The organism is Streptomyces sp. NPDC028711, assembly GCF_055565415.1.
In genome coordinates this window covers 602,769-627,765 of the sequence record NZ_JBVHUJ010000001.1, presented here as the reverse complement: position 1 = coordinate 627,765, position 24,997 = coordinate 602,769, and the positions used below count along the sequence as shown (strand labels likewise).

Here is a 24,997-nt window from a genome sequence, read left to right as displayed (position 1 = left end):
CTCAGGAGCGGACGAGTCCAGGCCCTCGGTCTCAGGAGCGGACGAACTGGGGGCCCATGGGCGGCATCCGGAACTCCGGCGACGGGTGCTGCTCCGGGGCGGTCACCGGCTGCGGATAGCCGTAGGCGGGCACGGGATCGTTCACCGGCGGCTGCGGATAGCCGTAGGCGGGCGCCCGGTCGGGCACCGGAGGCGGCGCGACCGGCTGCGGGGGTACGGGGGCGTGGACCAGGGTCAGATCGAGGTCGGGGGAGCCGGGGGCGGCCGTCGCGCCCTCCTGGGCCGCCTGAGGCCCTTCCTGGCCGTCCTGCTGTCCCTCGTGGCCGTCCTGTCGTCCCTCGTGACCGGCCGGGCCGTCGTGACCGTCCTGACCGTCCGAGCCGTCGGGCCCCTCAGGGCCTTCCTGCGCGTCCTCGTCGACCGAGATGCCGAAGTCGGTCGCGAGGCCGACGAGGCCGGTCGGATAGCCCTGGCCCACCGCGCGGAACTTCCAGCCGTCCCCGCGCCGGTACAGCTCGCCGCAGATGACCGCCGTCTCCTCGCCCGTCTCCGCCGTCACGGCGAACAGGGCCAGCGGCTCGCGCTCCGGCCCCGGGGCCGCGTCGTAGATCAGGATCCGCAGGTCGGAGACGGACCGGAAGGTGCCGCCGTCGGAGGAGGCCGCGATCACCACCCGGTCGACCGAGGCGTCCAGAGAGCCCAGATCGGCCTCCACGGTGTCCGTCAGGCCCTCGGGCACCCGCTTCTTCGGCAGCCGCCGCACCAGACCCGAGGGGTGGCGCGGCTGGTTGTAGAAGACGAAGTCCTCGTCGGACCGCACGCGACCGGAGGGCCCGAGCAGCAGAGCCGAGGCATCCACGTCGGGGACCCCGGGGCCCGGGGTCCAGCGGAGCACGGCCCGTACGGCCGCGGTGTCGAGAGGGACGTTGGAGCCCTTCAGCATCGCGTGCGTCATGACCGTAATCCTGCCCTCCCGGCCGACCCGCGGACAACGCGGGGGCACCACCGATACCCGGGCGGGGGGACGGATGCCGACGAGTTACCTGGATTTCATGCGTGAATGGAACTGCGGACACCCGCACCTACGTACTATTACCGGCCACATGTCGTCAGGACGAGAAGGGCAGACGGGGGACTTATATGCGTCATTTCGGGCACATCCCGTCCACCACGCGGGCGGGGCTGTTCCACCGGGAGCCGGCCTCGTTCACGGCGGACTCGCCCGCGGGCATCCTCGCCGTGGCCCTGGGCGCCACGCTCTACAGCCCGGCCACCCGGCCGCGGCTCGCCGACGACGTGCGCAAGCAGGCGGCCCGCGGAGTGGTCTCCATGGTGCTCTGCCTGGAGGACTCCATCAGTGACGCCGACGTCGAGGACGGCGAGGCCAACCTCGTCCGCCAGTTCGCCGACCTCGCCACCACGACCGTGACGGACGCCGACACCGCCACGGACGTGCCCCTGCTCTTCATCCGGGTCCGCGAACCGCGCCAGATCACCGACCTCGTCGACCGCCTCGGCGAAACGGTCCGCCTCCTGTCCGGATTCGTGCTGCCCAAGTTCACCGAGAGCCGCGGCCAGGCCTTCCTCGAAGCACTCACCCAGGCAGAGCGGACGAGCGGCCGACGCCTCTTCGCCATGCCCGTCCTCGAGTCCCCCGAACTCCTCCACCTGGAGACCCGGGCCGAGACCCTGGCCGGCATCGCCGCGATCACCGAGAAGTACCGCGACCGCGTCCTCGCCCTGCGCCTCGGCGTCACCGACTTCTGCTCCGCGTACGGCCTGCGCCGCTCGCCCGACATGACCGCGTACGACATCAAGATCGTCGCCCATGTCATCGCCGACGTCGTCAACCTCCTCGGCCGCTCCGACGGCACCGGCTTCACCGTCACCGGCCCCGTCTGGGAGTACTTCCGGCCCGGCGAGCGCATGTTCAAGCCCCAGCTGCGCCGCAGCCCCTTCCTCGAAGGCAGCGCCGAGGACCTGCGCACCGCCCTCATCGAGCACGACCTCGACGGCCTGCTGCGCGAGATCGAACTCGACCGCGCCAACGGACTCCTCGGCAAGACCTGCATCCACCCCACCCACGTGGTGCCGGTGCACGCGCTCTCCGTCGTCAGCCACGAGGAGTGGAGCGACGCCCAGGACATCCTGCGGCCCGACCAGGGCGGCGGCGGAGTGCTGCGCTCCGCCTATACGAACAAGATGAACGAAGTGAAGCCGCATCGCGCGTGGGCCGAGCGCACCCTCCTGCGCGCCGAGGTGTTCGGCGTCGCCAAGGAGGACGTCGGCTTCGTGGATCTGCTCACCGCCGGACTTGCCGGCTGACGAAGGGACGTCGACGACGTGGTGTGGACCGGAACGTGGGTCGCGGAGCGACTGGGCGTCGAACTGATCGGCGGCGAGGAGCTACCGGCCCTGTTGGGCCTCGCACTGCGTCGCAACCCCAAACGGGCGCACCTGCTGGTCTCCAGCGTCCTCGGCAAACACGTGCCGCAGCGGCCGTCCGTGGTGTACGGCTCCGGCCTCGACCTCGGCCGGCGCGTCCGGGCGCTGCTCGGCGACGAGGAGGCCGCGCGGTCCGTCGTGCTCGGTTACGCGGAGACCGCCACGGCCCTCGGCCACGCCGTCGCGGACGGCCTCGGGCTCGCCCCGTACCTCCACTCCACCCGGCGGCCGGTGCCCGGCGTCGCCCGCGCGGGCGGCTTCGAGGAGTCCCACTCCCACGCCACCTCGCACCTGCTGCTCCCGGAGGACCCGAAGCTGCTCGCGGGCGACGGGCCGCTGGTCCTCGTCGACGACGAGTTCTCCACGGGCAACACCGTCCTCAACACCATCCGAGCCCTGCACGAGCGCTACCCCCGCGACCGGTACGTCGTCGTCGCCCTCGTCGACATGCGCTCGCCCGCCGACCTGGGCCGCCTGGACACCTTCGCGGCGGAGATCGGCGCCCGCGTCGACCTGATCTCGGGCGCGAGGGGAACGGTGCGCCTCCCGGAGGGGGTCCTGGAGAAGGGCCAGGCGTTGGTGGCGGAGTACGAACGGCGGGAGGGGGCCGCGCGGGGGAGTGCTGCGGGTGCGGCGTCCGGCAGCGGTGCCGTGGGTGAGGCGGGTGATGCGGAGTCCCGCGTCGCTCCGGTGGCGGCTCCGGTGGGCGTAGCCGGCTCGGCAGGCGCTGCCGGCGCCCCCCGCCCCGCCCCGGTCCGGATAGAGCTCGGCTGGCCCGACGGCATACCCGACGGCGGACGGCACGGCTTCACGCCGGAGCACCGCGAGGCCCTGGAAGCGGCGCTGCCGGCCATGGCCGAGAGAATCGCCGAGGCACTGCGCACGCCGGCCGCGCCGGAGGAATCCGGCGCGCAGGCGGCGGCCGCCGGTACGGAGACGCGCGCCGAGGCAGTGGGCGGCCCCTCCGCGACGGAAGCGTCCGGCGAGGCACTGGGCGGCCCTGCGGCACTGGGCAGCTCCTCCGCCACGGAAGTGTCCGCCGAGGCACTGGGCAGCCCCTCCACCACGGAAGCGCCCGCCGAGGCACCGGGCGCCCCCGAGGCGCCGGGCGCCCCCGAGGCACCGGGAGGCACTCAAACGCCCCCCGCCATCCCCACCTCCACCCCCGCCCGGCCGCCCGCAGGGCCCCGCGTGCTCGTGCTCGGTTTCGAGGAGCTGATGTACGCCCCGCTCCGCCTCGGCACCGCCCTGGAGGACGCCGGGCTCGACGTCCGGTACTCCACCACCACCCGCTCGCCCGTCCTCGCCGTCGACGACCCCGGCTACGCGATACGGACCCGGCTCGTCTTCCCCGCCCACGACGACCCCGCCGACGGACCCGGCGAGCGCTACGCCTACAACGTGGCAGGCGCGGGCTTCGACGCCGTCGCCGTCGTCGTCGACTCCACGGCCGACACCCCGGCCCTGCACGCCCCCGACGGCCTCCTCGCCCAGCTGACCGCGCACATCCCGCGCGTCGTGCTCGCCGTCGTCCCCTCGTACGAGCCGTACGCGCAGAGCACGGCGACCACGACGAGCACGCCGTACACCCCCCAGGTCTCCGACTCCGACTCCGAAGCTCCCGAAAGGAGCTCCATGCTGCCCGAGCCCCTCCGCGGCCCCGCCTTCTCCTCGTACGCTCCCGAGGAGGTCGGCTGGCTGCTCCAGGACCTCTCGGACGTCGAGCTCGAGGCGCCCACCGAGGAACGCGAGGAAGCCATCCAGAGCGGCGGCGCGCACTACGCCGAGTCGCTCCCCGTCGAGTACCAGCCCAGCGCGCGCTACCAGGAGCTGTTCCACACCGCCCTGGAGAGCTCGGCCGCCCGGATCGCCCGCGCCGTGGGCACCGTCACCGAGACCGTCCTCGCCGAGCGGCCGGGCCGCCGCCCCGTGCTCGTCTCGCTCGCGCGCGCCGGCACGCCCGTCGGCGTCCTCATGCGCCGCTGGGCGGGGGCCCGCCACGGCCTCGACCTGCCCCACTACGCCGTCTCCATCGTGCGGGGCCGCGGCATCGACACCAACGCGCTGCGCTGGCTCGCCGCCCACCACGACCCGGCCGACGTCGTGTTCGTCGACGGCTGGACCGGCAAGGGCGCCATCACCCGCGAACTCGCCGAAGCGATCCGTGCGTTCGAGGCGACCGAGGGCATCAAGGGCTTCGACCCGGAGATCGCGGTCCTCGCCGACCCCGGCTCCTGCGTCCGTACCTACGGCACCCGCGAGGACTTCCTCATCCCCTCCGCCTGCCTCAACTCCACGGTCTCCGGCCTGATATCGCGCACGGTCCTCCGTGCGGACCTCGTCGGGCCCGACGACTTCCACGGCGGAAAGTTCTACCGCGAGCTGGCCGGCGCCGACGTCTCGAACGACTTCCTCGACGCCGTCACCGCCCGCTTCGACGAGGTGGCCGCGACCGTCGACACGGACGTCAAGGAACTCCTGGCCGCCGACCGCACACCCACCTGGGAGGGCTGGGCGGCCGTGGAGCGGATCAGCGAGGAGTACGGCATCCACGACGTCAACCTGGTCAAGCCCGGCGTCGGCGAGACCACCCGCGTCCTGCTCCGCCGCGTCCCCTGGAAGATCCTCGCCAAGCGCGGCGCCGACGCCGACCTCGCACACGTCCGTCTGCTCGCGGAGCAGCGCGGAGTACCGGTCGAGGAGGTCGACGAACTGCCGTACAGCTGCGTGGGCCTGATCCACCCTCAGTACACCAGAGGGGCGACAGGGGCCGACGGCAAGGCGGTGGTGTCCCAGTGAGTACGAGCCAGGGACCGACGCCGGCCGGCGGCGACATGACCGCGAACGCCCAGCCGACCACGACACCGACCACGACACCGATCGCGACGCAGACCACGGCGCTGATCGCGGCACCGGGCGGGACGCAGGTCACGACCCCGACCCCGGCGCAGAACACGCCCCCGATCGCGACACCTACCGCGTCACCGACCGCGCCCCCGATCACGGCGCAGAGCACGATCCTGGTCGCGAGCGACCTCGACCGCACCCTCATCTACTCGTCGGCCGCCCTCGCCCTCGGCATGCCCGACGCCCAGGCACCCAGGCTGCTCTGCGTCGAGGTCCACGAGGCCAAGCCGCTCTCCTACATGACCGAGGACGCGGCCGGGCTCCTCGCCCAGCTGTCCGACGAGGCCGTCTTCGTCCCCACCACGACGCGGACGCGCAAGCAGTACCAGCGCATCCAACTCCCCGGCGCGGCACCGAAGTACGCGATCTGCGCCAACGGCGGTCACATCCTCGTCGACGGCGTCACGGACGAGGACTGGCACGCCTCCGTGCTGCGCCGGCTCGCCGAGGAGTGCGCGCCGCTCTCCGAGATCCGGGCGTACCTCACGGCGACCACGGACCTGTCCTGGGTGCGCAAGCACCGCGTCGCCGAGGACCTGTTCGCCTACCTCGTCGTCGAGCGGGAACGGCTGCCCGAGGAGTGGCTGGGGCGCTTCGGCGCCTGGGCGGGGGAGCGGGGCTGGACGGTCTCGCTCCAGGGCCGCAAGGTGTACGCCGTACCGAAGCCGCTCACCAAGAGCGCGGCCGTCCGCGAGGTCGCCCGCCGCACCGGCGCCACGCTCACGCTCGCGGCCGGCGACTCGCTCCTCGACGCCGACCTGCTGCTCGCCGCGGACCGGGCGTGGCGCCCGGGCCACGGTGAACTGGCCGACAGCGAGTGGACGGCCCCCCACCTCGACGTCCTCGTGGAACGCGGGGTCGCGGCGGGGGAGGAGATCCTGCGCCGCTTCAGGGCGGCGGCCGCCGTGTAACGGCTATCAGCCGCAGCAGCCCCCACCGCAGCAACCGCCCCCGCCCCCGCCGCCGCTCGGCGCGGGGGCGGCGGACGAGCCGCCGACGGCCACGGCCGAGAGCAGCTTCACGGTGTCGTCGTGCCCGGCGGGGCAGGAGGCCGGATCGGAGGACTCGGCCATGGGACGGCTGAGCTCGAAGGTGTCGCCGCAGGTACGGCAGCGGAATTCGTAACGAGGCATGGGGCAAGGCTAAAGCCTGCGCACGCCCACGGGCATGGGCGCCGCTGCCTCCGCACGCCCACGGGCGACGCCCGCCGCCTGCGCACGACCACGGGCAGAGGCGCCCGCCGCGTGCACGGCTACGAGCAGGGGGGCGACGCCCGCCGCCTCCCCGGCTCAGTGACCGGCGCCCCGCTCGTCCCGGATCTGCCCGACGACGTGCGCGGCCGTGGCCCGTACGCCCTCCAGTTCGGTCAGGAAGTGCCAGTAGTCGGGGTGCCGGCCCTCCAGGGTGTCGACGGCACGGTCGATCCGGGCGACGGCTTCGTCGAGGGGCCGGGCGTGCCGCGGGTCGGGAGTGCTCCTGCCGTCCATCGCGAGCCGCTGGGCGTCCCGTACGGCGAACCGGGCCCGGTCGATCTCCGCCTTCGGGTCCTTCGCGACGGCGTCCAGGCGGCGCAGCCGGTCCCTGGCGGCGGAGACGGCCTCGTCGGTGGAGTCGAGCAGCGCGCGGACGGTGGAGAGCAGCGAGGTCGCGTCGGGCCACCGCTGCTCGGCCCGGGCCTTCGCCGCCTCGGCGAGCCGGTCCTCGGCCTGCCGGAGCGTCGTGGCGGCCTGCTCCGGCACGTGCTGGAGGTCCTGCCAGCAGGGCGCGGTGAAGCGCCGCCGCAGCTCCGAGAGGACGGGCTCGACGGCGCCGGTGCGGGTGGTGAGCGCCTCGGTGCGGGTACGGAGGGAGACGAGCCGCCGGTCGATCTCGGCGGCCCGCTCGGGCAGGCGCTCCGCCTCGGCCCGTACGGCTTCGGCGTCGCGGAGGACCCGGTCGGCTCGCTGGAGGGTCTCGGGGACGCCGTGGCGGCCGGCGCCCTCGTTGAGCTTGGTGAGCTCGGGCCCGAGGGCGGCGAGCCGGGCGGCGAGGTCGTCGGCGCGCAGCCCGCTCTCCCGTACGCCGTCGAGGGCGCCGCTCGCGGCGCGCAGGGCCTGCCGGGCACGCTCGACGGCGGGGGCGAGGCGGGCGAGCTGGGTCTCGGCGCGATCGAGCAGCGGCCCGAGACCCTGCTCGAACCGGTCGAGCTCGTCCTTCGCCCGGTCCAGCTCCTCCTTGGCACGGGTCAGTTCCGCACGGGCCCGGCCGGCGGTCGCGGCGTCGAGCTCGTCGCGGTCGAGGTCGTGGGCGTCGACGGCGCTGATATAGGTGTGGCTGACCTCGTCGATGCGGCGCCCGAGGGCCGCGAACCCCTCGACGGCGCGACTCGCCTCGGGGGAGCTGTCGACGGCGATGATGGTCTCGATGGAGATGCGCAGCCCGCGCTGGGCGGTGTCGAGCTCGTAGAAGGCGGAGGCGGCGGCATCCTTGGCGGCCTGCGCCTCGGCCCGCTGACCCTCGCCGCGCCCCCCGAACCAGCGACGGGTACCACCACCGGCGAAGGCGTGCGGCAGCAGAGCACCCATGAGCAGAGGCAACGCGAGAGCGAGCCGCAAGGCGGACCCCCCGGCCCCCGCCCGACCCGCTCCCCGCCCCGGCGCGTCACGCCTCCGGACCCCACCGGTCCCCCTAGGGGGTGTCTTGTCGGTCAGGCCGGGCTCGCGACGCCTGGCACCGCACCTCGCCGCGTTGTCGTCAGTCGACATGGCTCCGCCATGCCTCCCTCCTCCGCCTTGCGAGGCACGGCACCAGACGCCGCTCCCTGATCCGGCCTGACCGACAAGACACCCCCTAGCGTCGCTCGCCGCCACGTACTCTCCCCGTGCTGTGTCCGCCGTGCCCGGTCCGATTCATTCTCCCACCCGGTAAGGACGAACACACGGGCCGATCAGTTCGCCGCACACGCAAACCCCTTGTCGACAAAGAGTCACCACCAGACGACCCACCGTCCCCCCGACCGGGAACACCCCGCCGAACAGGCATCCGTTTGCGACACCCACCGGTGCGCCATGTAGGCTGTTGCCTCTTCCACGGGTGCGTAGCTCAGGGGTAGAGCGCTGCTCTTACAAAGCAGATGTCGGCGGTTCGAAACCGTCCGCGCCCACCAGTGCAAAGGCCCCCAGCCGATCACGGCTGGGGGCCTTTGGCGTCGATCATGGTGAGCGTCAGGGCTGTGGTTCCGTCGAAGGGGGAACGGTGGAGGACGTTTTCGACACGACTGGGAGACCGCCGACGGGATGGATGCACGCGATCTTCCACGGTGGCCCGTACGGGGAGGACGTGGGCCGTTGCGTTCCCGGTCCTCCCGCGCCGGCAACCCTCGCAGTGCCGCTGGCCCAGGGCGGTGTCCACGTGTACCGGCTGTGGAAGATCGGGTCGTGGTCCGATCCGGACGACCCCATAGCCGTCTACAACCCTGCCGGACCCGTCGTGCCGCCGTCTCTCTTGAGTGGCCAGGAGAAGAAGTGGCTCCGGGAAGGGCAGGGCAGGAAGGGTCTCGGCCCGGTCAGGCTCGTCGCACTGGGCGGTGACGGACGTATGGTGCGCGACCCCGATGTCCCCACCATCGAGGCGATGCTTGGCGAGCTGCGGAACGGGGAGGGCATGCTTCTCCAGCGGCTGACCGGCCACGATGAGGGTGACTGGTACATCCAAGTCCTGCTCGCTGAGGACGACACCTACGAGGTGGAACACCAAGCGGGCACAGCAACTGAGCGCGATCGGATGCGGTCAGCTTCCCTGGCAGCAGTCCGTGATGCCGTACTCCGCTGGTCCTGAGCCCTCAGGTCGACCACCGGCAGGGTGCCGAACTTCTCCTGGCCCAGTCGGACCGGACCTACCGGACGACGACGTTGTGGGCCGGAATGATTGTCGGCTGTACGTCGGCGTGGCCGAGGTCCGCCAGGATCGGGCCGAAGGCCTTCGCGTGGGTTTCCAGGGCCTCCGTGCTCTCCCAGACCTCCGTCACGCGGAACCCTCCGTCCACCGGGCCCGCCGCGTGGGAGAGAAGACCTGGGTTCGGGAGGTCCGCGAACCGGGTGAAGCCTTGCCCGTCGGTGACTCGTTCGATGACGGTGTCGTAGAGCTCGTGTCCGGCGCCAGGGAAGTCGAAGGTGACGATGATGGCCATGCGGATGCCCCTCTCTCGGTTGGCCGCGCGGCTGCGGCAACGCCCGTGATGTTAGCGGTAGGTGATCGAGTGGGATCACGGTGTGATCATCTGCTCGTCGGTCGACCGGCCCGTGGCCCTGCTGGAGTGAGTTGTGCGGAACTCGGGGTGTGACGGTGCCCCTGTCGCGTCTTGTGGTGGTCGCCGTGGCAGTGGCCGTCGCCGGGAGTTGACGGCTGTTCGATGCGGCGGGTGTACTCCCCCGTATGGTTGACGCGGGGGACGCGCCCGAAATCGGGGTGCAGGGTGGCGAGATGACGTCGCAGCGGTACATCGAGACGCGGCTCTCGCAGTATCAGGAGTGGTACGACTCCAAGGCGACCCGGATGAAGGCGATGCATCTGCGGATGCGTACGGTCTCCGTCGTCGGTGCGGCGCTGGTGCCGGTGTTCGTCAATCTCGATCTCGACTTCGCGCGGGTCACGGCCACCGTTCTGAGCGTGGTCGTCGTCGCCGCCGTGTCGCTGGAGAGCGTCTACCGGTACCGCGAGCAGTGGAAGAACTACCGGTCGACCGAGCAGCTTCTCGGGCACGAGCGGGTCTACTTCGAGGCCAAGGTGGGGCCGTATCACGGCCTGCCGAAGCGGGAGGCGTTCTCGCTGCTCGTCGCCCGGGTCGAGAAGGCCATCGCCAACGAGAACTCCGCGACCCTGAACGTGATGACGCTCGGCGGGCAGGTCGGCGCCGACGTGCAGCAGCACGGCATCCCGTCCCCGCGGGTGCCCGTGGAGTCGAGCTCCGAGTAGCGGACCGGAGCGGGCCCCGAAGATTCCTCCGGGGCCCCTCGTCCGTCAAGCGCGGTGCGGAGTCAGCACCACGTGTAGTCGACCCGCGTCGAGTTGTACGAGCAGACGTCGACGCGCGTGCCGTTCGACTTCTTCAGGGTCGCCGTATCGCGGTCGTTGTTCCAGACGTACGTGCCGCGGTTCTGGTAGACGTTCGCGGACGCGTTCGTGCCGCGGCCCGTGCGGACCGTCACGATCTTGCCCTTGCCGAGCGTGAAGTTGCCGAAGGTGTACTTGTGGTTGGCCGCGTCCGTGAGCGTCCAGCCCCGCAGGTTGACCGCCGCGCCGGTCGTGTTGCGTATCTGTACGTACTCGGCGTTGAGGCTCGTGTTCGAGCGGAGGTCCGTGCCGGGGCTGTCGTAGTAGATCTTGTACAGGTGGACCGAGCCGGCGGCCTGCGCCTGCGTGGGCAGCAGCAGGATGCCGGAGGCGGCGGCCGCGGTCACGGCCGCGAACGTGCGTGCGCGAAGCATGAATGTCCCTCAGTTTCTGTCGGACGCCCGCCGATGGGGTCCGACGAGCACACAGAATACGCACGACCTTCACGTAGTACGCACAGGATCAGGGGAGTTGGCGGGGGTGTTTTAGGGTTGTCCCATGTTCGACGAGTCCCTGCGTCTCACCGTCCTCGGCTCCGCCACCCCCTTCGCCCGGCCGGACAACGCGTGCTCCGGCCTCCTCGTCGAAGGCGGCGGGGTCCGCGTCTGGGTCGACGCCGGCAGCGGCACCCTCGCCGAGCTCCAGCGGTACGTCACCCTCGGTGACGTCGACGCCGTGTGGATCTCCCATCTGCACGCCGACCACTCCGCCGACCTCCTCACCGCCTCCTACGCCCTGCTGTACGCGGGCCTCGACGTACCGCTGCCCGTGCCCCTCCTCGGACCGCCCGGAATCGCCGACCGGCTCGCCGAGTTCCTCACCAACGGACCCGACCGCAGCCCCGTCGAGCAGGCCTTCGCCGTGGACGAGCTGTACGACGGTCATGCCGTACGGATCGGGGGGCTCACCCTGTGGTCCCGGGCCGTCACCCACGGACCGCCGGCCTTCGCGCTGCGCGTGGAGGACGAGGACGGGCGCTCCCTCGTGTACTCCGGTGACTGCGAACCCTGCCCCTCGCTGATCGAACTCGCCCGCGACTGCGACCTGTTCGTGTGCGAGGCCGACGGCGAGGTGCCCGGCCACCACTCCGCCGCGCAGGCCGGCCGGAGTGCCGCCGAGGCCGGTGCCCACCGGCTCGTCGTCACCCACGTCGGCGGGGGGACGCGGCCCGAGGATGCCGTCGCGCTGGCCGCCGCCGAGTTCCCCGGGGACGTCGCCCACGCCGATCCCGGGCGCCGGTTCGAGGTCACGCGTCGAAGTCGTACTCCAGGACGTACGCCGACGAGTCCAGCGTCATCTCGTTGAGCTCCACGGCCGTCCCGGCCCCGGTGAACGCCGTACGCCCGATGAGGACCACCGGCGTCCCGAACTCCAGGGTCAGCCGGTCCGACTCGTCCGCCGTCGGCATCCGGCAGCGGATCTCCTCACGGAACCGCACCGGCCGGTGACCCAGCTCCGTCAGCCGGGCGTACGTCCCTCCCGGGCCCGTGTCCGGCTCGGTGATCGGCGTGCCGCGCACCAGCTCCGCGGAGAGGTACGAGACGGACAGCAGCACCGGCTTGGCATCCAGGACGAAACGCCGGCTCCGGACACAGACCGGCGCGCCCGGCGCCAGGTCCAGCGCCGCCGCGACCCGCGGACCCGCCTCCGCCTCGGCCACCTCGATCTGGTCGACGACCAGGTCCCGGTCCTCCACGTCGGCCGACCAGACCGAACGCCCGTTGCCCCACCGCTCGCCGGACAGCCGCGGGATGCCCCGGCGGCGCAGCGGGCGGAAGACACGGACGAAGACCCCGGCACCTTTGCGGGCCTCGGCGAGACCCTCGTTGCGGAGCACGGAGAGGGCCTGCCGCGCCGTCATCCGGGCCACCGCGTACGCCGTCATGAGGTCGTTCTCGCCGGGGAGCCGGTCGCCCGGCCCGAAGGCGCCCGACTGGATCGCGGTTCTCAACTCATCGGCGATGCGCTGGTACTTGGGGCGACGAGCGCTGTCCTGGTCAGTCACGGGCGGACCACTCCCTTCATTTGCGGGACACCCTACGGCGCACCCCGAGGCCGGGGTGCACACGTGTGCGCCGTCCCGCCCCGCCGATCCATCCATCGGGGGACATCTCTAGAGATACGTTGACAGGGCGGGGCCGCCGGGCTTCCCTGGGTGTCCCCCAAACTTCAGGGACCGGGACGGAGGGGAAACGTGCAGCCACTGCCCGAGGTCGGTGACCTCGTCCGCGACACCGCCACCGGGCGGGTCGGTTTCTATGTGGAGAGCGTCTCCGGGCGCTTTCTGATCCGGGCCGTCCACGGCGGCGCCGAGTGGGAGGCCGAGCCCGTCGACGTACAGCTCGCCACGCCCCTGCGTGAGCTGCGGGCCCGGGCCGCCGAGATCAACGCGCGTAGCCGGCGGGGGCTCGGCACCTGAGGAGGGGCGGGCGGGCTAGGGGGTGTCTTGTCGGTCAGGCCGGGCTCGCGACGCCTGGCACCGCACCTCGCCGCGTTGTCGTCGGTCGACAACGCTCCGCGTTGCCTCCCTCCTCCGCCTTGCGAGGCACGGCACCAGACGCCGCTCCCTGATCCGGCCTGACCGACAAGACACCCCCTGGGGCTCCGCCCTGAGGAGGCCGGTCACGCGAGGGGTCCGGGGCGCCCGGTCGGTGCTCTCGCGGCGGTTGTCAGTGGGGCGCGCCACACTGGAGGCATGTGCCGCAGCATCAAGACGCTCCGACCGCCCGCGCTGCCCGAGGAGGCGACCGAGGACGACATCCGCGCCGCCGCCCTGCAGTACGTCCGCAAGGTCTCCGGGTTCCGTGCGCCCGCCGCCCACAACCGCGAGGTCTTCGACCGCGCCGTGGAGGAGATCGCCGAGGCGACCGCGAGACTCCTCGACGGCCTCGAGGTGCGCGGGGCGCACCCCGGTGTCAGGACGCGGCAGCGGGAGCCGCAGCCGGACGCCGTATGAGACAGGCGGCGAGACCGCCCGCCAGGAAGAGCGCGAGGGTCGACACCCCCGCGCTGAACCAGGTCGCGCCCAGCCACTGACCGCCGAGCCAGCCGAGCCCCACGCTGTACGAGGCCCAGGTGACGCCCGCGAGCGCCGACCACGGCAGGAACTCCTCCACCCGCCGCTTCGCCGCGCCCGCGCCGAGCGAGACCACGGACCGGCCCGCCGGGGCGAAGCGCGCGAGGACGACGAGCAGGCCGCCACCCCGGGCAAGCGCGGTGCCGAGACGTTCCTGCGCAAGGGACAGGCGCTTCGAGCGGGCGATGGCCCGGTCGAGCCTGGCACCGCCCCGCCGTGCGAGCCGGTACGCCAGGAAGTCGCCGAGGACCGAGGCCGAGGCCGCGCAGAGAAGCAGGGGGAGCAGAGACGGTACGCCGGGGGTGGCCGCGGTGGCCGTCGCCGCGGCGGTGGCGGCGGTGATCACCAGGAAGCCGCTCGGCAGCACGGGCAGGAAGACGTCGAGCAGGATCGACGTCGCCACCACCGGGTAGATCCACGGACCGGCGGTGAGCGACCGCAGCGATCCCAGGCTGTCGAGCAGATTCACAGGGCCAGAGCCTACGCGGGCGCGGGGAACCGCCTGCCGGGCGGGTGCCGGGGGATGAGTGGGGGGGCGCCTGGGGGTGTGGGGGGACACCTCCACGTACAGGTCGGCGGAGCGGCACAGGCGCCGGCATGCGGCGCCCGTACCGCTCCGCCGAGCGGACCGAGCGGACCGAGCGGACCGAGCGGACCGAGCGGACCGAGCGGACCGAGCGGACCGAGCGGACCGAGCGGACCGAGCGGACCGAGCGGTCCGAGCGGTCCGAGCGGAACAGCGACGGTCAGGCGGTGACCGGCGTGCCCTGTTCCTCGCGGGTCCCGTCCGTCTTGCGGGTCGTCGAGCGTGCGCCGACCCGGCTTCCGAAGAGCCGGTCCAGGGCCAGGGCGCCCGGGCCGGTGAACACGAGCAGCAGGAAGGCCCAGCAGAACAGGGCAGCGGTCTCGCCGCCGTTCTGCAGCGGGAAGAGGGACTGCGGCTGGTGGACCTTGAAGTACGCGTACGCCATCGAGCCGGAGGCGAGGAACGCGGCGCTCCGGGTGCCGAGACCGGCCAGGACCAGGACGCCGGCGCCGAGCTGGATCACGGCCGCGTACCAGCCCGGCCAGGTGCCGGCCGGGATCGTGCCGCCGCCCGCCGCGCCGCCGAGGACGCCGAAGAGCGAGGCGGCGCCGTGGCAGGCGAAGAGCAGGCCGACGACGATCCGGAAGAGGCCGAGGGCGTACGGCTGGGCCTGGTCCAGGCGGTCCACGAGGCCGTTGGCGCTGTTCGCGCCGTTCTGGCCGGCCGCACCGTGCGAGCCGGTCGGGTTGACGGGGTTGTTCATGGGGGGACTCCTTCGGCCTGACCGCGTCCGTGGGGTGGACGGGCAGTGGGGGACGGGAACCGATGAGGCCGCTAGGTTAGGCACCCCTCACTAGTACTTGCAAGTTCAACATTCAGGCCACCGGGGTGGGTGTGGCGAGCCTCACTCCCCGGTGGCCGTTGCTGACGCGGATTCAGCGACCCCGGGATCAGCAGCCGTTGAGAACCGACTGGAGGGCGCTCTTCTCGGCGGAGTCGATGCTGAGGTTCCAGTGGTACTTCACGTGCACCCACGCGCGGACGTACGTGCAGCGGTAGGTGGTCCTGGAGGGCAGCCACTCGGCCGGGTCGAGGTCGCCCTTCGCCTGGTTGACGTTGTCCGTCACGGCTATGAGCTGCGGCCGCGTCAGGTCGTTCGCGAAGGCCTGGCGCTGCGAGGTGGTCCAGGAGTTGGCGCCCGAGCGCCACGCTTCGGAGAGGGCCACGACGTGGTCGATGTCGAGGTCGGACGCGACGGTCCAGGTGGCGCCGTCGTACTCGGAGTACCAGCTGCCGCTGACGGAGGCGCAGCTGGAGTCCGTGACGACGTTCACGCCGTCGCGCTTGAGGACGGTCTCGCGGGTGTTGCAGGCGCCGGACTGGGTGATCCAGTGCGGGAAGAGATCCCTGCTGTAACCGGTGGAGGAACCTTCCGCCTTCACGGTGAGGGCGGCCAGGTAGGTGCGGGCCGTGGCGGCGCTGACCGGGGTGGGCATGGCCGCCTGTGCGGCGGGTGCGGTGGCGAGGAGGCCGGTGACGGTGAGGGCGGCGGAGGTGGCGAGAACGGCGATTCGACGCGCGTAGACCATGCCGACGGGCATGTGAACTCCCTTGAGATGGGGGGACTTTGGCTGGATGCCGTCCCCGCGGGGGTGCCGGGCGGCGGCCCGGTCATCGTGGCGGCGCCAGGTTTCGGTGGGGGGTGCGCCAGGTAACAGAGTGGCGACATGGACACGTCACATCAAGGGGTGTGGAGTATCCGGGATAGTCCTGGACTTCGCGGAGGGGTGGGGTCGGGGGTGCGACGAGGCCCGGATCCCCCGCCGACGCACGGGCGTACGGGCGTACCGGGCGTACGGGCGTACGACGAGACCCCGGGCTCATTCCCCGGCCCGGGGTCTTCGTGTCTGGAGGGGGCTCCCCTCGTGCGGGAGCCGTGTCCTACGGGAGGGCGGTCAGGTGGATCGAACCGTCGGCCGCGGGCTCGACCCGCACGTGGGTGAGGTCGGCGACATGGACGTCGGGCGCGAAGGCGGCCGCGCGCGGGCCCACGCCCACGACCCTCATGCCGGCCGCGCGACCCGCCTGGATGCCGGCCTCCGAGTCCTCGAAGACGATGCAGTCCGCGGGGTCGAAGCCCAGCTCGGCCGCCCCCTTCAGGAAGCCCTCGGGGTCCGGCTTGCTCGCGCCCACGCACTCCGCGGTGACCCGGGTCTCGGGCATCGGCAGCGCCGCCGCGCCCATCCGGGCCTGCGCGAGCGCCTCGTCCGCCGAGGTCACCAGGGCGTGCGGCAGCTTCGCGAGCGCCGCCATGAAGGCGGGGGCGCCGGGGACGGGGACGACGCCGTCGAGGTCGGCGGTCTCCTCGGCGAGCATGGCCCGGTTGTCGGCGTGGTTCTCGTCCATCGGGCGGTCCGGGAGGAGGACGGCCATCGTCGCGTACCCCTGGCGGCCGTGCACCACTCTGAGTACGGCGTCGGTGTCGAGGCCCTGTCGCTCCGCCCAGCGTCGCCAGCAGCGTTCGACGACGGCGTCCGAGTTGACGAGGGTGCCGTCCATGTCGAGAAGGAGGGCGCGGGCGGTGAGCGTTGCCGGGGTGGTGGCAGGCATCAGGTCTCCAGAGGGGTGGTACGGAGAACGAAGCGGTCCCGCCCACCGGTCAGGGTATGCGGGCGGGGCCACTTTGTTTTCCTACGATACAAAACCGGGGGCCGTCTTGGCCAGCCCGTCCGCATACCGGGACCGGGACGGAGCCGGTACGGGTCGGGCTGGAGCCGGTACGGGGTCGGGACGGGGGAGGGGCGAGGTTCGGACCAGGGCGGTCAGATGTCCGGTGTGCTCTCCTCCAGGACGCCGCGCGTAGCGGGGCCGTACACGCCCTCCGGGTCGCTCAGGCCGTAGTGCCACGACTGGTACCACGCCACCGCTTCCCGGACCCCCTCGTCGTACCTTCCGTTGATGGGGCCGCGGTAGGCCCACACGGCGGTCAGCCGCCGCTGGAGCTCCCGCACCTCCTGCCCGGTGGAGCCGAGGCTCAGGGTCGGCTCTTCCTCGTTCTCCTCCGGCGCCTCCGTCGGAGGGGCCGTCGCGGCCGGCGCCGTCGTCGTCGGCGCGACGCCCGGCGCCGAGGACGCCGACGAGGACGGGGACGCCGGCGGCGCCGCCGCGCCCGTCGTGCTCGCCGAGGCGCTGGGCGACGCGGTGGTGCGGCTCGCGGAGGGGCTGGGCGTCGGTGACGCGGACGTCCGGCGCGGGGTGGGGGAGGAGGAGGTCGGCTCCGGGCTCTCGGGCGAGGCGGACGGCGACGGGGCCTCCGACACGGCCAGGTTCAGCGACGCGCTCGTGGTCACCTCGGGTACGGCCGCCCGGTCGCCGGCCTCGTTCCCGCCGCCGAGCACGGCCGCCGCCAGGGCCGCCGTCCCCGCCACGGCGACGGCGGCGACGGCCGCCACCACCAGTCCCCGCCTGCGGCCACGGCCACGCTCCTCGGCGTGCGGAGGCGGTACGGCCCCGACGCCGCGCAGCAGCAACGGCATCGTCTCCGAGGGGTCGCCCTCGGGGTGGTGAGGTGTGGGGTACGGCTCCGGTGCTACGACCGCCCCCGGTACCGGCCCGGTGACAGTTCCCCCGTCCGGCCGGACCGCCGCCAACTGAGCCGTCGGCGGATCGTCACCGCCGCCCCCCGCCCCGTACGGGCCGTCCCCCGCCGCGTACGGACCCGCATCGCCCCCTTCCCCGTACGGGCCGCCTCCCGCCCCGTACGGGAGGCCCGGGTTCCCCTCCCCCTCCCGCGAGTCCAGCGTCACGTACGGCCTGATCCTGAGCGGATCGAAGTCCTCGGCCGCCGCCAGTTCCGCCTGGGCGCAGGCGCAGCCAGGTCTGTGTACACCGCATTCAGGACAGACGTGTCCCGTCATGATGGGTCCCCTCCCCGATACAACTGCGAGCGATTATGCAGCCCGACCCTTTCCGATGGGCGAACACTCGTGCCCCTCCGGAGGCCATAACCGGACATTCGGACCAGGATGGAGAGGCCGTCCCATGGGCCGTCCGGCGGGACGCCCGACGAGACGCCCCGAGGAGACGCCCATGGCCCAGGAAGCAAGCCCCTCCCAGCTCGGCGGCGCCCCCGCGCCGGGGGAGGGGCAGAGCCACCGCACCGTCCTCGTCGCGATCGGCGCGCTGCTGCTCGGCATGCTGCTCGCCGCCCTCGACCAGACCATCGTCTCCACGGCCCTGCCGACGATCGTCAGCGAGCTCGGCGGCATGGAGCACCTCTCCTGGGTGGTCACCGCCTACATGCTGGCGTCCACGGCGGCCACCCCGCTCTGGGGCAAGCTCGGCGACCAGTACGGGCGCAAGAAGCTCTTCCAGGCGGCCATCGTCCTCTTCCTCATCGGCTCGGCCCTCTGCGGCATCGCCCAGAACATGCCGCAGCTCATCGCCTTCCGCGCGGTCCAGGGCCTCGGCGGCGGCGGACTCATGGTGCTGTCGATGGCGATCGTCGGCGACCTCGTGTCCCCCCGGGAGCGCGGCAAGTACCAGGGGCTCTTCGGCGCCGTCTTCGGCGCCACCAGCGTCCTCGGACCGCTGCTCGGAGGCCTCTTCACCGAACACCTCTCCTGGCGCTGGGTCTTCTACATCAACCTGCCGATCGGGATCGTCGCGCTCTTCGTGATCGCCGCCGTCCTGCACATCCCGGTCCGCTCCACCCGGCACACCATCGACTACCTCGGCACCTTCCTCATCGCCTCCGTCGCCACCTGTCTGGTCCTCGTGGCCTCCCTCGGCGGCACCACCTGGGCGTGGGGCTCGGCGCAGATCATCGGCCTCGCCGTCCTCGGAGCCGTACTCCTCGTCTGGTTCGTCCGGGTCGAGCGGCGGGCCGCCGAGCCCGTACTGCCGCTCAAGCTGTTCCGGATCCGGACCTTCACCCTGGTCTCCGTCATCAGCTTCGTCGTCGGCTTCGCGATGTTCGGCGCCATGACCTATCTGCCGACCTTCCTCCAGGTCGTGCAGGGCGTCACCCCCACCATGTCCGGCGTGCACATGCTGCCCATGGTCGCCGGCATGCTCATCACCTCCACGGCCTCCGGCCAGATCGTCTCCCGCACCGGCCGCTGGAAGGTCTTCCCCCTCGCCGGCACCGCCCTCACCGGCCTCGGACTGCTCCTCCTCAACGAACTGACGGAGACCACCTCCACCTGGGAGATGAGCGTCTACTTCTTCGTCTTCGGAGCGGGACTCGGCCTCGTCATGCAGGTCCTCGTCCTCGTCGTGCAGAACGCCGTCTCGTACGGGGACCTCGGCGTCGCCACCTCCGGAGCCACCTTCTTCCGCTCCATCGGAGCCTCCTTCGGCGTCGCCGTCTTCGGCACGATCTTCACCAACCGCCTCACCCACAAGCTCGGCGAGGTGTTCGCCGCGGCGGGACCGGACGTGCCGCCGGGCATCGGCCCCGAGCAGGTCGCCGCCGACCCCCGCACCCTCACCGAGCTCCCGCCCGACCTGCGCCCCTCCGTGATCCACGCGTACTCCACGTCCATCACCGACGTCTTCCTCTACGCGGCGCCCGTCGTCCTCGTCGCCTTCGTCGTCGCCTGGTTCCTCAAGGAGGACAAGCTGCGGGCCTCGGTCACCGCGCCCGACACCAGCCAGACGCTCGCCTCCAACCCCGTCGAACGCTCCTCGCACGACGAATGCGCCCGCGCCCTGTCCGTCCTCGGCTCCCGCGAGGGCCGCAAGGCGATCTACGAGAAGATCACCGCCCGCGCCGGGCTCGACCTGCTGCCCGCCGCGAGCTGGCTGCTGCTCCGCGTCCGCCGCCACGGCACCGTCGAACCGGCCCGGCTCGCCGAGACCGTGCCCGTACCGCTGCGGGTGATCACTGAGGCCTCCCGGCAGGTGGAGGAACGGCACCTGGTCACCAGGGAGGGGCTCCAGCTCTTCCTCACCGAGGAGGGCGTAGCGGTGGCGACACGCCTTGCGGCGGCCCGGGAGGAGTCCCTCGCCGAACTCCTCGGCGACTGGTGGGGACCCGACCGGCCCACCGACCTCGTCCAGCTGGTGGAGGAGCTGACGGCCGAGCTCTGCGGCTCGGACGGGGAGCGGCCCCACGACCCGGACCCGCCCCGGGACCACCACGCCTAGGGTGCGCAACTGGGCCTCCCGCGGCCCTGTATGACGGTCATTCAAGCCCCTCAGTACGCTGTCCTCTCCAAGATCACGTCACAGGGGGACAGGCAGGATGAACAGCGAAGAGCCACGCCGGGGCATACCGACACCTCCGGGACACCCGCCGAACGGTCCGTCGAACGGCCAGTACGGCGGATACGACGGTTACGGGGGGCCCGGGGGGCACCAGGGACACGGGGGGTACGGCACCCCGGCCCCGCCGTCCTTCGCGGCCCGCCGGACATCACACCGGGGCGCCTGGATCGGCGCCGGGGCCACACTGCTCGCGGCGGTGATCGGCGTCTTCGGTACGTACCTGGTGAGCAGCAACAACGCAGCGAGCCCCGCCCCGCCCGCCGCCCAGAACCCGGCGCCCTCGGCCACCTCGTCGGAGACGGGGAGCGCCGACGACGCTCCCGCGGACGCCTCCCGGACCCCGGACACCTCGCAGTCCCCGGCCTCGCAGGCGTCCCAGCCCGCTCAGACCTCTCAGACCCCGGCGGCCCCGCCCGCGAAGCCGGCCGACACCGTCGAGTGGCAGGGCGCCCTGGCGATCACGTACACGGACTCCAAGGACCTCGACTCCGCGCCGCCCGTCGAGTCCGAGATCAACGAGGAGAACGACTTCTCCGTCTACCCCTTCGGCACCACCCACATGCTGCAGCCCGAGGCCGGGGCGAAGGCGCTGGTGTGGAAGGACTCGAAGGCGCCGTCGTACGCGGACTGCGCGGGCGGCATCGACACCCTCGGCACCGACGCGGAGATGAAGCTGAAGACCGGCCTGGTCGTCTGCGCCCGCACGAACGACGGCCGCCTCGCCCGGCTGACCGTCAAGGAACTGGCCGGCCAGGGCGGCGACACGCGCGGAATCTTCGACGTCGTCGTGTGGAGCGGCTGACCGCGTCGGCCTTTCGCGGGTCAGAGGTCCTTGCCGTACCAGATGTCCATGTACGGGCCGGTGCAGTACGCCGGGATCTCCGCGTACCCGTGCCGTGTGTACAGGGCGCGCGCCTCGACCAGGTCCAGGCGCGTGTTGAGGACCATCCGGCGCGCGCCGAGCGCACGGGCCGCCTCCTCGAGGCCGTCCATCAGGAGGCCGGCGCCGCCGAGGCCACGGAAGGCGTGACGCAGGAAGACCCGGGTCAGCTCGGCACGTTCCTCGCCGAGCAGGAGCACCCCGCCGCAGGCCGCCGCCTTGCCCTCGTACCGCCCGACCAGGAACTGCCCGGTCGGCGGGGTCAGCAGCTCGACCCCGTCACCGGCCAGCCCCTCGTCGATCTCCGCCTCGGTGGCCGGTCGCTTCCAGTAGCGGCTGGCCACGTCGTCGTAGTAGTCACGGCGCAGGGAGGTCGCGTCCGGGGTGTCGACGCGCTCGGGGGAGAAAGTCCAGGTCATGCGCGCCATTGTGCGGCGCGCACGACCCGGGGCGCAGCCCGGTTTCCCGCGGCCGTCCCGGCCGCGGAGCGGCTCAGCTCCTGGGGGACGCCTGCTGGACGACCTCGAACGACCACAGGGTCGACCCGGAGGCGGCGGGCTTCGGCCGCTCGCCGCCCTCACCACCGCCCGGGTGCGCGGCCTTCATGGAACCGTTCATCCAGGCCTGGAAGTCCTCCTCACTGCGCCAGCGCGTGTACACCAGGTACTGGTCGGTGCCCTCGACCGGGCGCAGCAGCTCGAACCACTCGAACCCGTCGGACCCCTCGACGGCCCCGGCCCGCGACGCGAACCGCTGCTCAAGCACCTCACGCTGCTCAGCCGGAACGGTCAGGACGTTGATCTTCACGATGCTCATGAGAGGCAGGATATGACCCACGACTCGGGTGTCCTCCCGGCAGACGCGATACGGACCCTGGCCGCGCGGTGGCTTTCCTGCCTTGGGGACGGTGACTTCGTCGTCTCGCCCGCCGGGTTGTGGCTCGCGCTCGGGGCCGTTGCCTCCGGGGCGCGGGGGCGGACCGGGGACGAGTTGCGGGAGTTGCTCGGGGTCGCGGGGGAGGGGGCCGCCGAGGCCGTGACCCGTGTCCGGGGACAGCTCGGAAGGTCCGGTGGGGTCGCCGTGGCGACCGGGGTGTGGAGCACGCTGCCGATCCGGGAGACGTTTCGGCGGGGGCTGCCCGACGTCCGGTTCGGACTGCTGCCCGGGGCCGTGTGGTTCGCGTTGCCCGACGAGGTCTTCGGGGCGACCGACGACATCTCCCTCGGTGACATCCCCGACGCCCAGGAGGAGCTCGACGCCTGGGTGCGGCGCGCCACCGGAGGGCGGATCGCGCGGCTGCCGCTCGATCTCGACGGGTCCGAGAACCTCGTCCTGCTCAACGCCCTCGCCCTGAAGGCCTCCTGGCTCACCGCCTTCCCCGCGCACCTCACCCACGACGAACCCTTCACCGACGGGGACGGCGACACCCGGCCCGTACCGACCATGCGGCGGCGGATCCCGGCCGGGTCGGTCTGGTACGTGGACGGGGTCACCGTCGTGGAACTGCCCTGTGCGGGAGGCGTACGGGTGCGGTTCGTGCTCGGGGCCGAGGCGGACGGGCCCGGCGGCGTGCTGCCCGCCGCCTGGGCCGGGGCCGGTGAACGGCGGCCGCTCGCCGCCGACTCGGCCGATCTCGCCCTGCCGCGCTTCACCCTCCGGACGAGGACCGACGCGGTCGAGCACCTGGCCGCGCTCGGCCTCGACCGGGCGCTGCGGCCGGACGCCGACTTCTCGGGGATCTCCGCGGCGGACCTGTACATCGACAAGGTCGTGCAGGAGGCGGTCGTCGACGTCGCCGAGGAGGGGGTGGAGGCCGCCGCCGTCACCCAGGTGACGATGCCGCGCGGCGCGGCCCCGCCCCACCCTCAGGTGGTGGAGCGGATCGCCTTCGACCGGCCCTTCGGCGTGGTCGTCCTCGACGGAACGGGCGAGGTGCCGCTGTTCGCGGGCTGGCAACGGAGCGCGCCCTCGGCCGGCTGACGGCCGGAGCACGTCCCCGGCACCCGCCCCCCGACCTACTCCACCACGCGGGCGAACAGCAGGCCGTCGTAGCCCTTCGTGCCGACCGTCTGGAGGGCCGTCGCGTCCAGGCGCGGTTCGGCGGCGACCAGGTCGAACAGTTCGCGCGTGCCGGTGATCGCCGGGTCCTCCGGGTTCGGGGTGGTGATCTTGCCGCCGCGCACCACGTTGTCGACGATGATCACCGTGCCGGGTCGGGAGAGCTTCAGGGCCCATTCCACATAGCGCGGGTTGTTGACCTTGTCGGCGTCGATGAAGAACAGGTCGAAGGGGCCCGCGCCCTCCGCCTCCAGCTGCGGCAGGGTGTCCAGGGCCGCGCCCGTGCGGACCTCGACGACCTTGTCCAGGCCCGCGCGGGCGATGTTGGTGCGGGCGACGTCCGCGTGGGCGGGGTCGTACTCCAGGGTGATCAGCCGTCCGTCGGCGGGCAGCGCGCGGGCCAGCCAGATGGTGCTGTAGCCGCCGAGGGTCCCGATCTCCAGGATGTTCCGGGCGCCCTGCGTCAGCGCGAGCAGGTGCAGCAGCTTGCCCTGGTTCGGGGCGACGGCGATCTCGGGCAGTCCGGCCGCCGTTGAGTCGGCGAGCGCGGCCGTGAGCGCCTCGTCGGCCGGGGCGATCGTACGGCTGATGTACTCGTCGACCGCGTTCCACTGAGGGTTCGTCATACGGCCGAACGTACACCGGAGCCGGTGATCGCGCGGCGCCGATTTCCCGCGCGTACGACGAGCAGCGTCGTGACCACCGCGAGCAGCAGGCCGCCGCCCACCGTCAGGAGCCATACGGGGATGCCGCCGCCGACGGTGAGCAGCCGGTCGGTGTACTCGACCTGGCGGTACGGGGTGTCGGCGACGGTCCGCAGACGGTGGTCGTCGTCGATCCGGGCGGGGTCGGGGAACTCCTGCTCCAGGACCGTCAGATGGACCGGCCCCTCCCCGGCGAGCCCGGCGACGGCGCCCTCGGGGCGCTCGATCCGGCCGGCGAAGGTGACCTCGGGGCGGTCGCCGCCGATGGCGGAGCGGGGCTCCATCCGGTGGTCGGCCAGGATGGAGAGGCCGAGGGTCTGGTCGTTCGCCGCGAGGCGGGAGAGGCGCATGGGGTAGACGAGCTCGGGGGAGGCGAAGGTGATGCGGAGGGGCGTCAGTTCGCCCTGGAGCACGGCGTCCTTCTCCTGGGGCGCGAGGCGGACGGCGACGTACTCCCACTTCCTGTCCACGTACGGCTGGAGCGCGCCGGTCAGCCGTTCGGGCAGCTCGAAGCCGTTGGCGCGCAGCCAGTCGCCGAGGGCCTCCGGGTCGGTGGCGGTCAGCCGGGCCACGTCGAAGGGGCCGAGCCGCTCGCGGCCGACGACCCCGACGCCGGAGCCCGCGCCGGGCGGCGGGGCCCCGGCCCCGTCGCCGTAACCGCCGTCGAAGGGCCAGTCGTCCCCGCGCGGCCAGAAGTAGAAGCGGTCGCGCTGTTCGGGCTCGGTGAGGCGTTCGATCTCGTCGAAGAGCGCCGGGTCGCCGAGGGTGACGCCCGCCCGGCTCGGCACCGGCATGATCCAGGCGGCGTGCCGGGCGTTGCCGTGGACGTTGAAGCGCATGACGATCGTCTCGGTGCGCCCGTCCCAGTGGACGGCCGACTCCTCCCGGTCGACGCCGATGCGCTCGGCCTTCGACGGGATCATGGCGCCGCAGCCGCAGGCGTACGCCGGTGCGATGAGCGAGCCGAGCTGGAGCGCCAGCAGCGCGACGATGGTGGTCAGGATTCTGGTGACCGTGCTTGTTCCGTGTGTCCCCCGCAT

Annotated in this window: 27 protein-coding genes and 1 tRNA gene; 13 read left to right on the top strand and 15 right to left on the bottom strand. The window is 72.6% G+C overall.

Annotated features, from left to right (window positions below; genetic code table 11):
- Window positions 1-31: 31 nt before the first annotated feature.
- Complete coding sequence (locus tag ACZ4VK_RS02850) at window positions 32-955, bottom strand: TerD family protein (RefSeq protein WP_468347759.1); 924 nt, start codon at window positions 953-955, stop codon at window positions 32-34.
- A 185-nt stretch (window positions 956-1,140) separates the two neighbouring features.
- Between ACZ4VK_RS02850 and ACZ4VK_RS02845 the strand changes: the two genes are divergently transcribed.
- From ACZ4VK_RS02845 to ACZ4VK_RS02835, 3 genes are read left to right on the top strand one after another with little or no spacing between them, the layout of a single operon-like run.
- Window positions 1,141-2,325: an HpcH/HpaI aldolase/citrate lyase family protein gene (locus ACZ4VK_RS02845; protein ID WP_468347757.1), complete on the top strand. Its 1,185-nt coding sequence runs from the start codon at window positions 1,141-1,143 to the stop codon at window positions 2,323-2,325.
- Window positions 2,326-2,343: 18 nt separating this feature from the next.
- Window positions 2,344-5,244 carry a phosphoribosyltransferase gene (locus ACZ4VK_RS02840; protein ID WP_468347755.1) on the top strand — a complete coding sequence of 967 codons (2,901 nt, stop codon included), beginning with the start codon at window positions 2,344-2,346 and terminating at the stop codon, window positions 5,242-5,244.
- Window positions 5,245-5,279: 35 nt separating this feature from the next.
- The gene (locus tag ACZ4VK_RS02835; RefSeq protein WP_468348823.1) at window positions 5,280-6,263 is read left to right on the top strand and encodes an HAD family hydrolase; all 984 of its coding nucleotides are present in this window, start codon (window positions 5,280-5,282) and stop codon (window positions 6,261-6,263) included.
- Window positions 6,264-6,269: 6 nt separating this feature from the next.
- On the opposite strand, the gene ACZ4VK_RS02830 is transcribed toward ACZ4VK_RS02835, so the two are convergent.
- The gene (locus ACZ4VK_RS02830; RefSeq protein ID WP_389678967.1) at window positions 6,270-6,485 is read right to left on the bottom strand and encodes an FmdB family zinc ribbon protein; all 216 of its coding nucleotides are present in this window, start codon (window positions 6,483-6,485) and stop codon (window positions 6,270-6,272) included.
- A gap of 156 nt (window positions 6,486-6,641) precedes the next feature.
- Entirely contained in the window at window positions 6,642-8,096 is a 1,455-nt protein-coding gene (locus ACZ4VK_RS02825) for a coiled-coil domain-containing protein (RefSeq protein WP_468347753.1), read from the bottom strand.
- A 326-nt stretch (window positions 8,097-8,422) separates the two neighbouring features.
- On the opposite strand from ACZ4VK_RS02825, the gene ACZ4VK_RS02820 reads away from it, so the two are divergent.
- Window positions 8,423-8,497 (top strand) — tRNA-Val (locus ACZ4VK_RS02820).
- Between the two features lie 89 nt (window positions 8,498-8,586).
- Window positions 8,587-9,168, top strand: coding sequence for a hypothetical protein (locus ACZ4VK_RS02815; RefSeq protein WP_468347752.1), 582 nt, complete (start codon window positions 8,587-8,589; stop codon window positions 9,166-9,168).
- Window positions 9,169-9,226: 58 nt separating this feature from the next.
- Here the strand turns inward: ACZ4VK_RS02815 and ACZ4VK_RS02810 are convergent, their stop codons facing one another.
- Window positions 9,227-9,520 (bottom strand): hypothetical protein, encoded by a 294-nt coding sequence (locus ACZ4VK_RS02810; protein WP_468347750.1) that lies wholly within the window; start codon window positions 9,518-9,520, stop codon window positions 9,227-9,229.
- A gap of 293 nt (window positions 9,521-9,813) precedes the next feature.
- Here ACZ4VK_RS02810 and ACZ4VK_RS02805 point away from each other — a divergent pair, with 293 nt between their 5' ends.
- Window positions 9,814-10,305 carry a DUF4231 domain-containing protein gene (locus ACZ4VK_RS02805; protein ID WP_468347748.1) on the top strand — a complete coding sequence of 164 codons (492 nt, stop codon included), beginning with the start codon at window positions 9,814-9,816 and terminating at the stop codon, window positions 10,303-10,305.
- A gap of 62 nt (window positions 10,306-10,367) precedes the next feature.
- Here ACZ4VK_RS02805 and ACZ4VK_RS02800 read toward each other — a convergent pair whose 3' ends face one another.
- Window positions 10,368-10,817, bottom strand: coding sequence for a lamin tail domain-containing protein (locus ACZ4VK_RS02800; protein WP_468347746.1), 450 nt, complete (start codon window positions 10,815-10,817; stop codon window positions 10,368-10,370).
- Between the two features lie 124 nt (window positions 10,818-10,941).
- On the opposite strand from ACZ4VK_RS02800, the gene ACZ4VK_RS02795 reads away from it, so the two are divergent.
- Window positions 10,942-11,748 (top strand): MBL fold metallo-hydrolase, encoded by an 807-nt coding sequence (locus ACZ4VK_RS02795; RefSeq protein ID WP_468347744.1) that lies wholly within the window; start codon window positions 10,942-10,944, stop codon window positions 11,746-11,748.
- On the opposite strand, the gene ACZ4VK_RS02790 is transcribed toward ACZ4VK_RS02795, so the two are convergent.
- A complete protein-coding gene (locus ACZ4VK_RS02790; RefSeq protein ID WP_468347742.1) occupies window positions 11,690-12,448 on the bottom strand; it encodes a GntR family transcriptional regulator in 759 nt (252 codons plus the stop codon). The genes ACZ4VK_RS02795 and ACZ4VK_RS02790 overlap by 59 nt on opposite strands.
- A 189-nt stretch (window positions 12,449-12,637) precedes the next feature.
- On the opposite strand from ACZ4VK_RS02790, the gene ACZ4VK_RS02785 reads away from it, so the two are divergent.
- On the top strand, window positions 12,638-12,862 hold the full coding sequence (locus ACZ4VK_RS02785) for a hypothetical protein (protein ID WP_468347740.1): 225 nt from the start codon (window positions 12,638-12,640) through the stop codon (window positions 12,860-12,862).
- 276 nt (window positions 12,863-13,138) lie between these two features.
- On the top strand, window positions 13,139-13,399 hold the full coding sequence (locus tag ACZ4VK_RS02780) for a DUF2277 domain-containing protein (RefSeq protein WP_468347739.1): 261 nt from the start codon (window positions 13,139-13,141) through the stop codon (window positions 13,397-13,399).
- Here the strand turns inward: ACZ4VK_RS02780 and ACZ4VK_RS02775 are convergent.
- From ACZ4VK_RS02775 to ACZ4VK_RS02755, 5 genes are all read right to left on the bottom strand, one after another.
- The gene (locus ACZ4VK_RS02775) at window positions 13,359-13,982 is read right to left on the bottom strand and encodes a DedA family protein (RefSeq protein WP_468348821.1); all 624 of its coding nucleotides are present in this window, start codon (window positions 13,980-13,982) and stop codon (window positions 13,359-13,361) included. The genes ACZ4VK_RS02780 and ACZ4VK_RS02775 overlap by 41 nt on opposite strands.
- Before the next feature lie 283 nt (window positions 13,983-14,265).
- Window positions 14,266-14,808: a DoxX family protein gene (locus tag ACZ4VK_RS02770; RefSeq protein WP_468347737.1), complete on the bottom strand. Its 543-nt coding sequence runs from the start codon at window positions 14,806-14,808 to the stop codon at window positions 14,266-14,268.
- A gap of 187 nt (window positions 14,809-14,995) precedes the next feature.
- Entirely contained in the window at window positions 14,996-15,646 is a 651-nt protein-coding gene (locus ACZ4VK_RS02765; RefSeq protein ID WP_468347735.1) for an HNH endonuclease family protein, read from the bottom strand.
- Between the two features lie 340 nt (window positions 15,647-15,986).
- A complete protein-coding gene (locus tag ACZ4VK_RS02760) occupies window positions 15,987-16,655 on the bottom strand; it encodes an HAD-IA family hydrolase (protein WP_468347733.1) in 669 nt (222 codons plus the stop codon).
- Between the two features lie 212 nt (window positions 16,656-16,867).
- Entirely contained in the window at window positions 16,868-17,056 is a 189-nt protein-coding gene (locus ACZ4VK_RS02755) for a peptidoglycan-binding domain-containing protein (RefSeq protein WP_468347731.1), read from the bottom strand.
- A 10-nt stretch (window positions 17,057-17,066) separates the two neighbouring features.
- Between ACZ4VK_RS02755 and ACZ4VK_RS02750 the strand changes: the two genes are divergently transcribed.
- The 3 genes from ACZ4VK_RS02750 (at window position 17,067) to ACZ4VK_RS02740 (ending at window position 21,117) form a co-directional block, all read left to right on the top strand.
- Window positions 17,067-17,612: a hypothetical protein gene (locus tag ACZ4VK_RS02750; protein WP_468347729.1), complete on the top strand. Its 546-nt coding sequence runs from the start codon at window positions 17,067-17,069 to the stop codon at window positions 17,610-17,612.
- A gap of 522 nt (window positions 17,613-18,134) precedes the next feature.
- The gene (locus ACZ4VK_RS02745; protein ID WP_468347727.1) at window positions 18,135-20,195 is read left to right on the top strand and encodes an MDR family MFS transporter; all 2,061 of its coding nucleotides are present in this window, start codon (window positions 18,135-18,137) and stop codon (window positions 20,193-20,195) included.
- A 97-nt stretch (window positions 20,196-20,292) separates the two neighbouring features.
- Window positions 20,293-21,117, top strand: a complete 825-nt coding sequence (locus ACZ4VK_RS02740) for a hypothetical protein (protein WP_468347725.1) — start codon at window positions 20,293-20,295, stop codon at window positions 21,115-21,117.
- A 20-nt stretch (window positions 21,118-21,137) separates the two neighbouring features.
- Here the strand turns inward: ACZ4VK_RS02740 and ACZ4VK_RS02735 are convergent, their stop codons facing one another.
- Window positions 21,138-21,623 carry a GNAT family N-acetyltransferase gene (locus ACZ4VK_RS02735; protein ID WP_468347724.1) on the bottom strand — a complete coding sequence of 162 codons (486 nt, stop codon included), beginning with the start codon at window positions 21,621-21,623 and terminating at the stop codon, window positions 21,138-21,140.
- A gap of 64 nt (window positions 21,624-21,687) precedes the next feature.
- Complete coding sequence (locus ACZ4VK_RS02730; RefSeq protein WP_468347722.1) at window positions 21,688-22,011, bottom strand: antibiotic biosynthesis monooxygenase family protein; 324 nt, start codon at window positions 22,009-22,011, stop codon at window positions 21,688-21,690.
- Window positions 22,012-22,023: 12 nt separating this feature from the next.
- Here ACZ4VK_RS02730 and ACZ4VK_RS02725 point away from each other — a divergent pair, with 12 nt between their 5' ends.
- Window positions 22,024-23,175, top strand: a complete 1,152-nt coding sequence (locus ACZ4VK_RS02725) for a serpin family protein (protein ID WP_468347720.1) — start codon at window positions 22,024-22,026, stop codon at window positions 23,173-23,175.
- A 35-nt stretch (window positions 23,176-23,210) separates the two neighbouring features.
- Here the strand turns inward: ACZ4VK_RS02725 and ACZ4VK_RS02720 are convergent, their stop codons facing one another.
- The gene (locus ACZ4VK_RS02720; protein ID WP_468347718.1) at window positions 23,211-23,879 is read right to left on the bottom strand and encodes an O-methyltransferase; all 669 of its coding nucleotides are present in this window, start codon (window positions 23,877-23,879) and stop codon (window positions 23,211-23,213) included.
- Window positions 23,876-24,997, bottom strand: a complete 1,122-nt coding sequence (locus ACZ4VK_RS02715) for a DUF2330 domain-containing protein (RefSeq protein ID WP_468347716.1) — start codon at window positions 24,995-24,997, stop codon at window positions 23,876-23,878. Before ACZ4VK_RS02715 ends, ACZ4VK_RS02720 begins: the two co-directional genes overlap by 4 nt.

Coding starts and splice junctions, on each gene's coding strand:
- ACZ4VK_RS02740 (WP_468347725.1), top strand. CDS start 20,293: ATGAACAGCGAAGAGCCACGCCGGGGCATACCGACACCTCCGGGACAC.
- ACZ4VK_RS02795 (WP_468347744.1), top strand. CDS start 10,942: ATGTTCGACGAGTCCCTGCGTCTCACCGTCCTCGGCTCCGCCACCCCC.
- ACZ4VK_RS02725 (WP_468347720.1), top strand. CDS start 22,024: ATGACCCACGACTCGGGTGTCCTCCCGGCAGACGCGATACGGACCCTG.
- ACZ4VK_RS02760 (WP_468347733.1), bottom strand. CDS start 16,655: ATGCCTGCCACCACCCCGGCAACGCTCACCGCCCGCGCCCTCCTTCTC.
- ACZ4VK_RS02830 (WP_389678967.1), bottom strand. CDS start 6,485: ATGCCTCGTTACGAATTCCGCTGCCGTACCTGCGGCGACACCTTCGAG.
- ACZ4VK_RS02765 (WP_468347735.1), bottom strand. CDS start 15,646: ATGCCCGTCGGCATGGTCTACGCGCGTCGAATCGCCGTTCTCGCCACC.
- ACZ4VK_RS02720 (WP_468347718.1), bottom strand. CDS start 23,879: ATGACGAACCCTCAGTGGAACGCGGTCGACGAGTACATCAGCCGTACG.
- ACZ4VK_RS02780 (WP_468347739.1), top strand. CDS start 13,139: ATGTGCCGCAGCATCAAGACGCTCCGACCGCCCGCGCTGCCCGAGGAG.
- ACZ4VK_RS02825 (WP_468347753.1), bottom strand. CDS start 8,096: ATGTCGACTGACGACAACGCGGCGAGGTGCGGTGCCAGGCGTCGCGAG.
- ACZ4VK_RS02770 (WP_468347737.1), bottom strand. CDS start 14,808: ATGAACAACCCCGTCAACCCGACCGGCTCGCACGGTGCGGCCGGCCAG.
- ACZ4VK_RS02715 (WP_468347716.1), bottom strand. CDS start 24,997: ATGCGGGGGACACACGGAACAAGCACGGTCACCAGAATCCTGACCACC.
- ACZ4VK_RS02850 (WP_468347759.1), bottom strand. CDS start 955: ATGACGCACGCGATGCTGAAGGGCTCCAACGTCCCTCTCGACACCGCG.
- ACZ4VK_RS02800 (WP_468347746.1), bottom strand. CDS start 10,817: ATGCTTCGCGCACGCACGTTCGCGGCCGTGACCGCGGCCGCCGCCTCC.
- ACZ4VK_RS02835 (WP_468348823.1), top strand. CDS start 5,280: ATGACCGCGAACGCCCAGCCGACCACGACACCGACCACGACACCGATC.
- ACZ4VK_RS02730 (WP_468347722.1), bottom strand. CDS start 22,011: ATGAGCATCGTGAAGATCAACGTCCTGACCGTTCCGGCTGAGCAGCGT.
- ACZ4VK_RS02745 (WP_468347727.1), top strand. CDS start 18,135: ATGGCCCAGGAAGCAAGCCCCTCCCAGCTCGGCGGCGCCCCCGCGCCG.
- ACZ4VK_RS02805 (WP_468347748.1), top strand. CDS start 9,814: ATGACGTCGCAGCGGTACATCGAGACGCGGCTCTCGCAGTATCAGGAG.
- ACZ4VK_RS02845 (WP_468347757.1), top strand. CDS start 1,141: ATGCGTCATTTCGGGCACATCCCGTCCACCACGCGGGCGGGGCTGTTC.
- ACZ4VK_RS02810 (WP_468347750.1), bottom strand. CDS start 9,520: ATGGCCATCATCGTCACCTTCGACTTCCCTGGCGCCGGACACGAGCTC.
- ACZ4VK_RS02735 (WP_468347724.1), bottom strand. CDS start 21,623: ATGGCGCGCATGACCTGGACTTTCTCCCCCGAGCGCGTCGACACCCCG.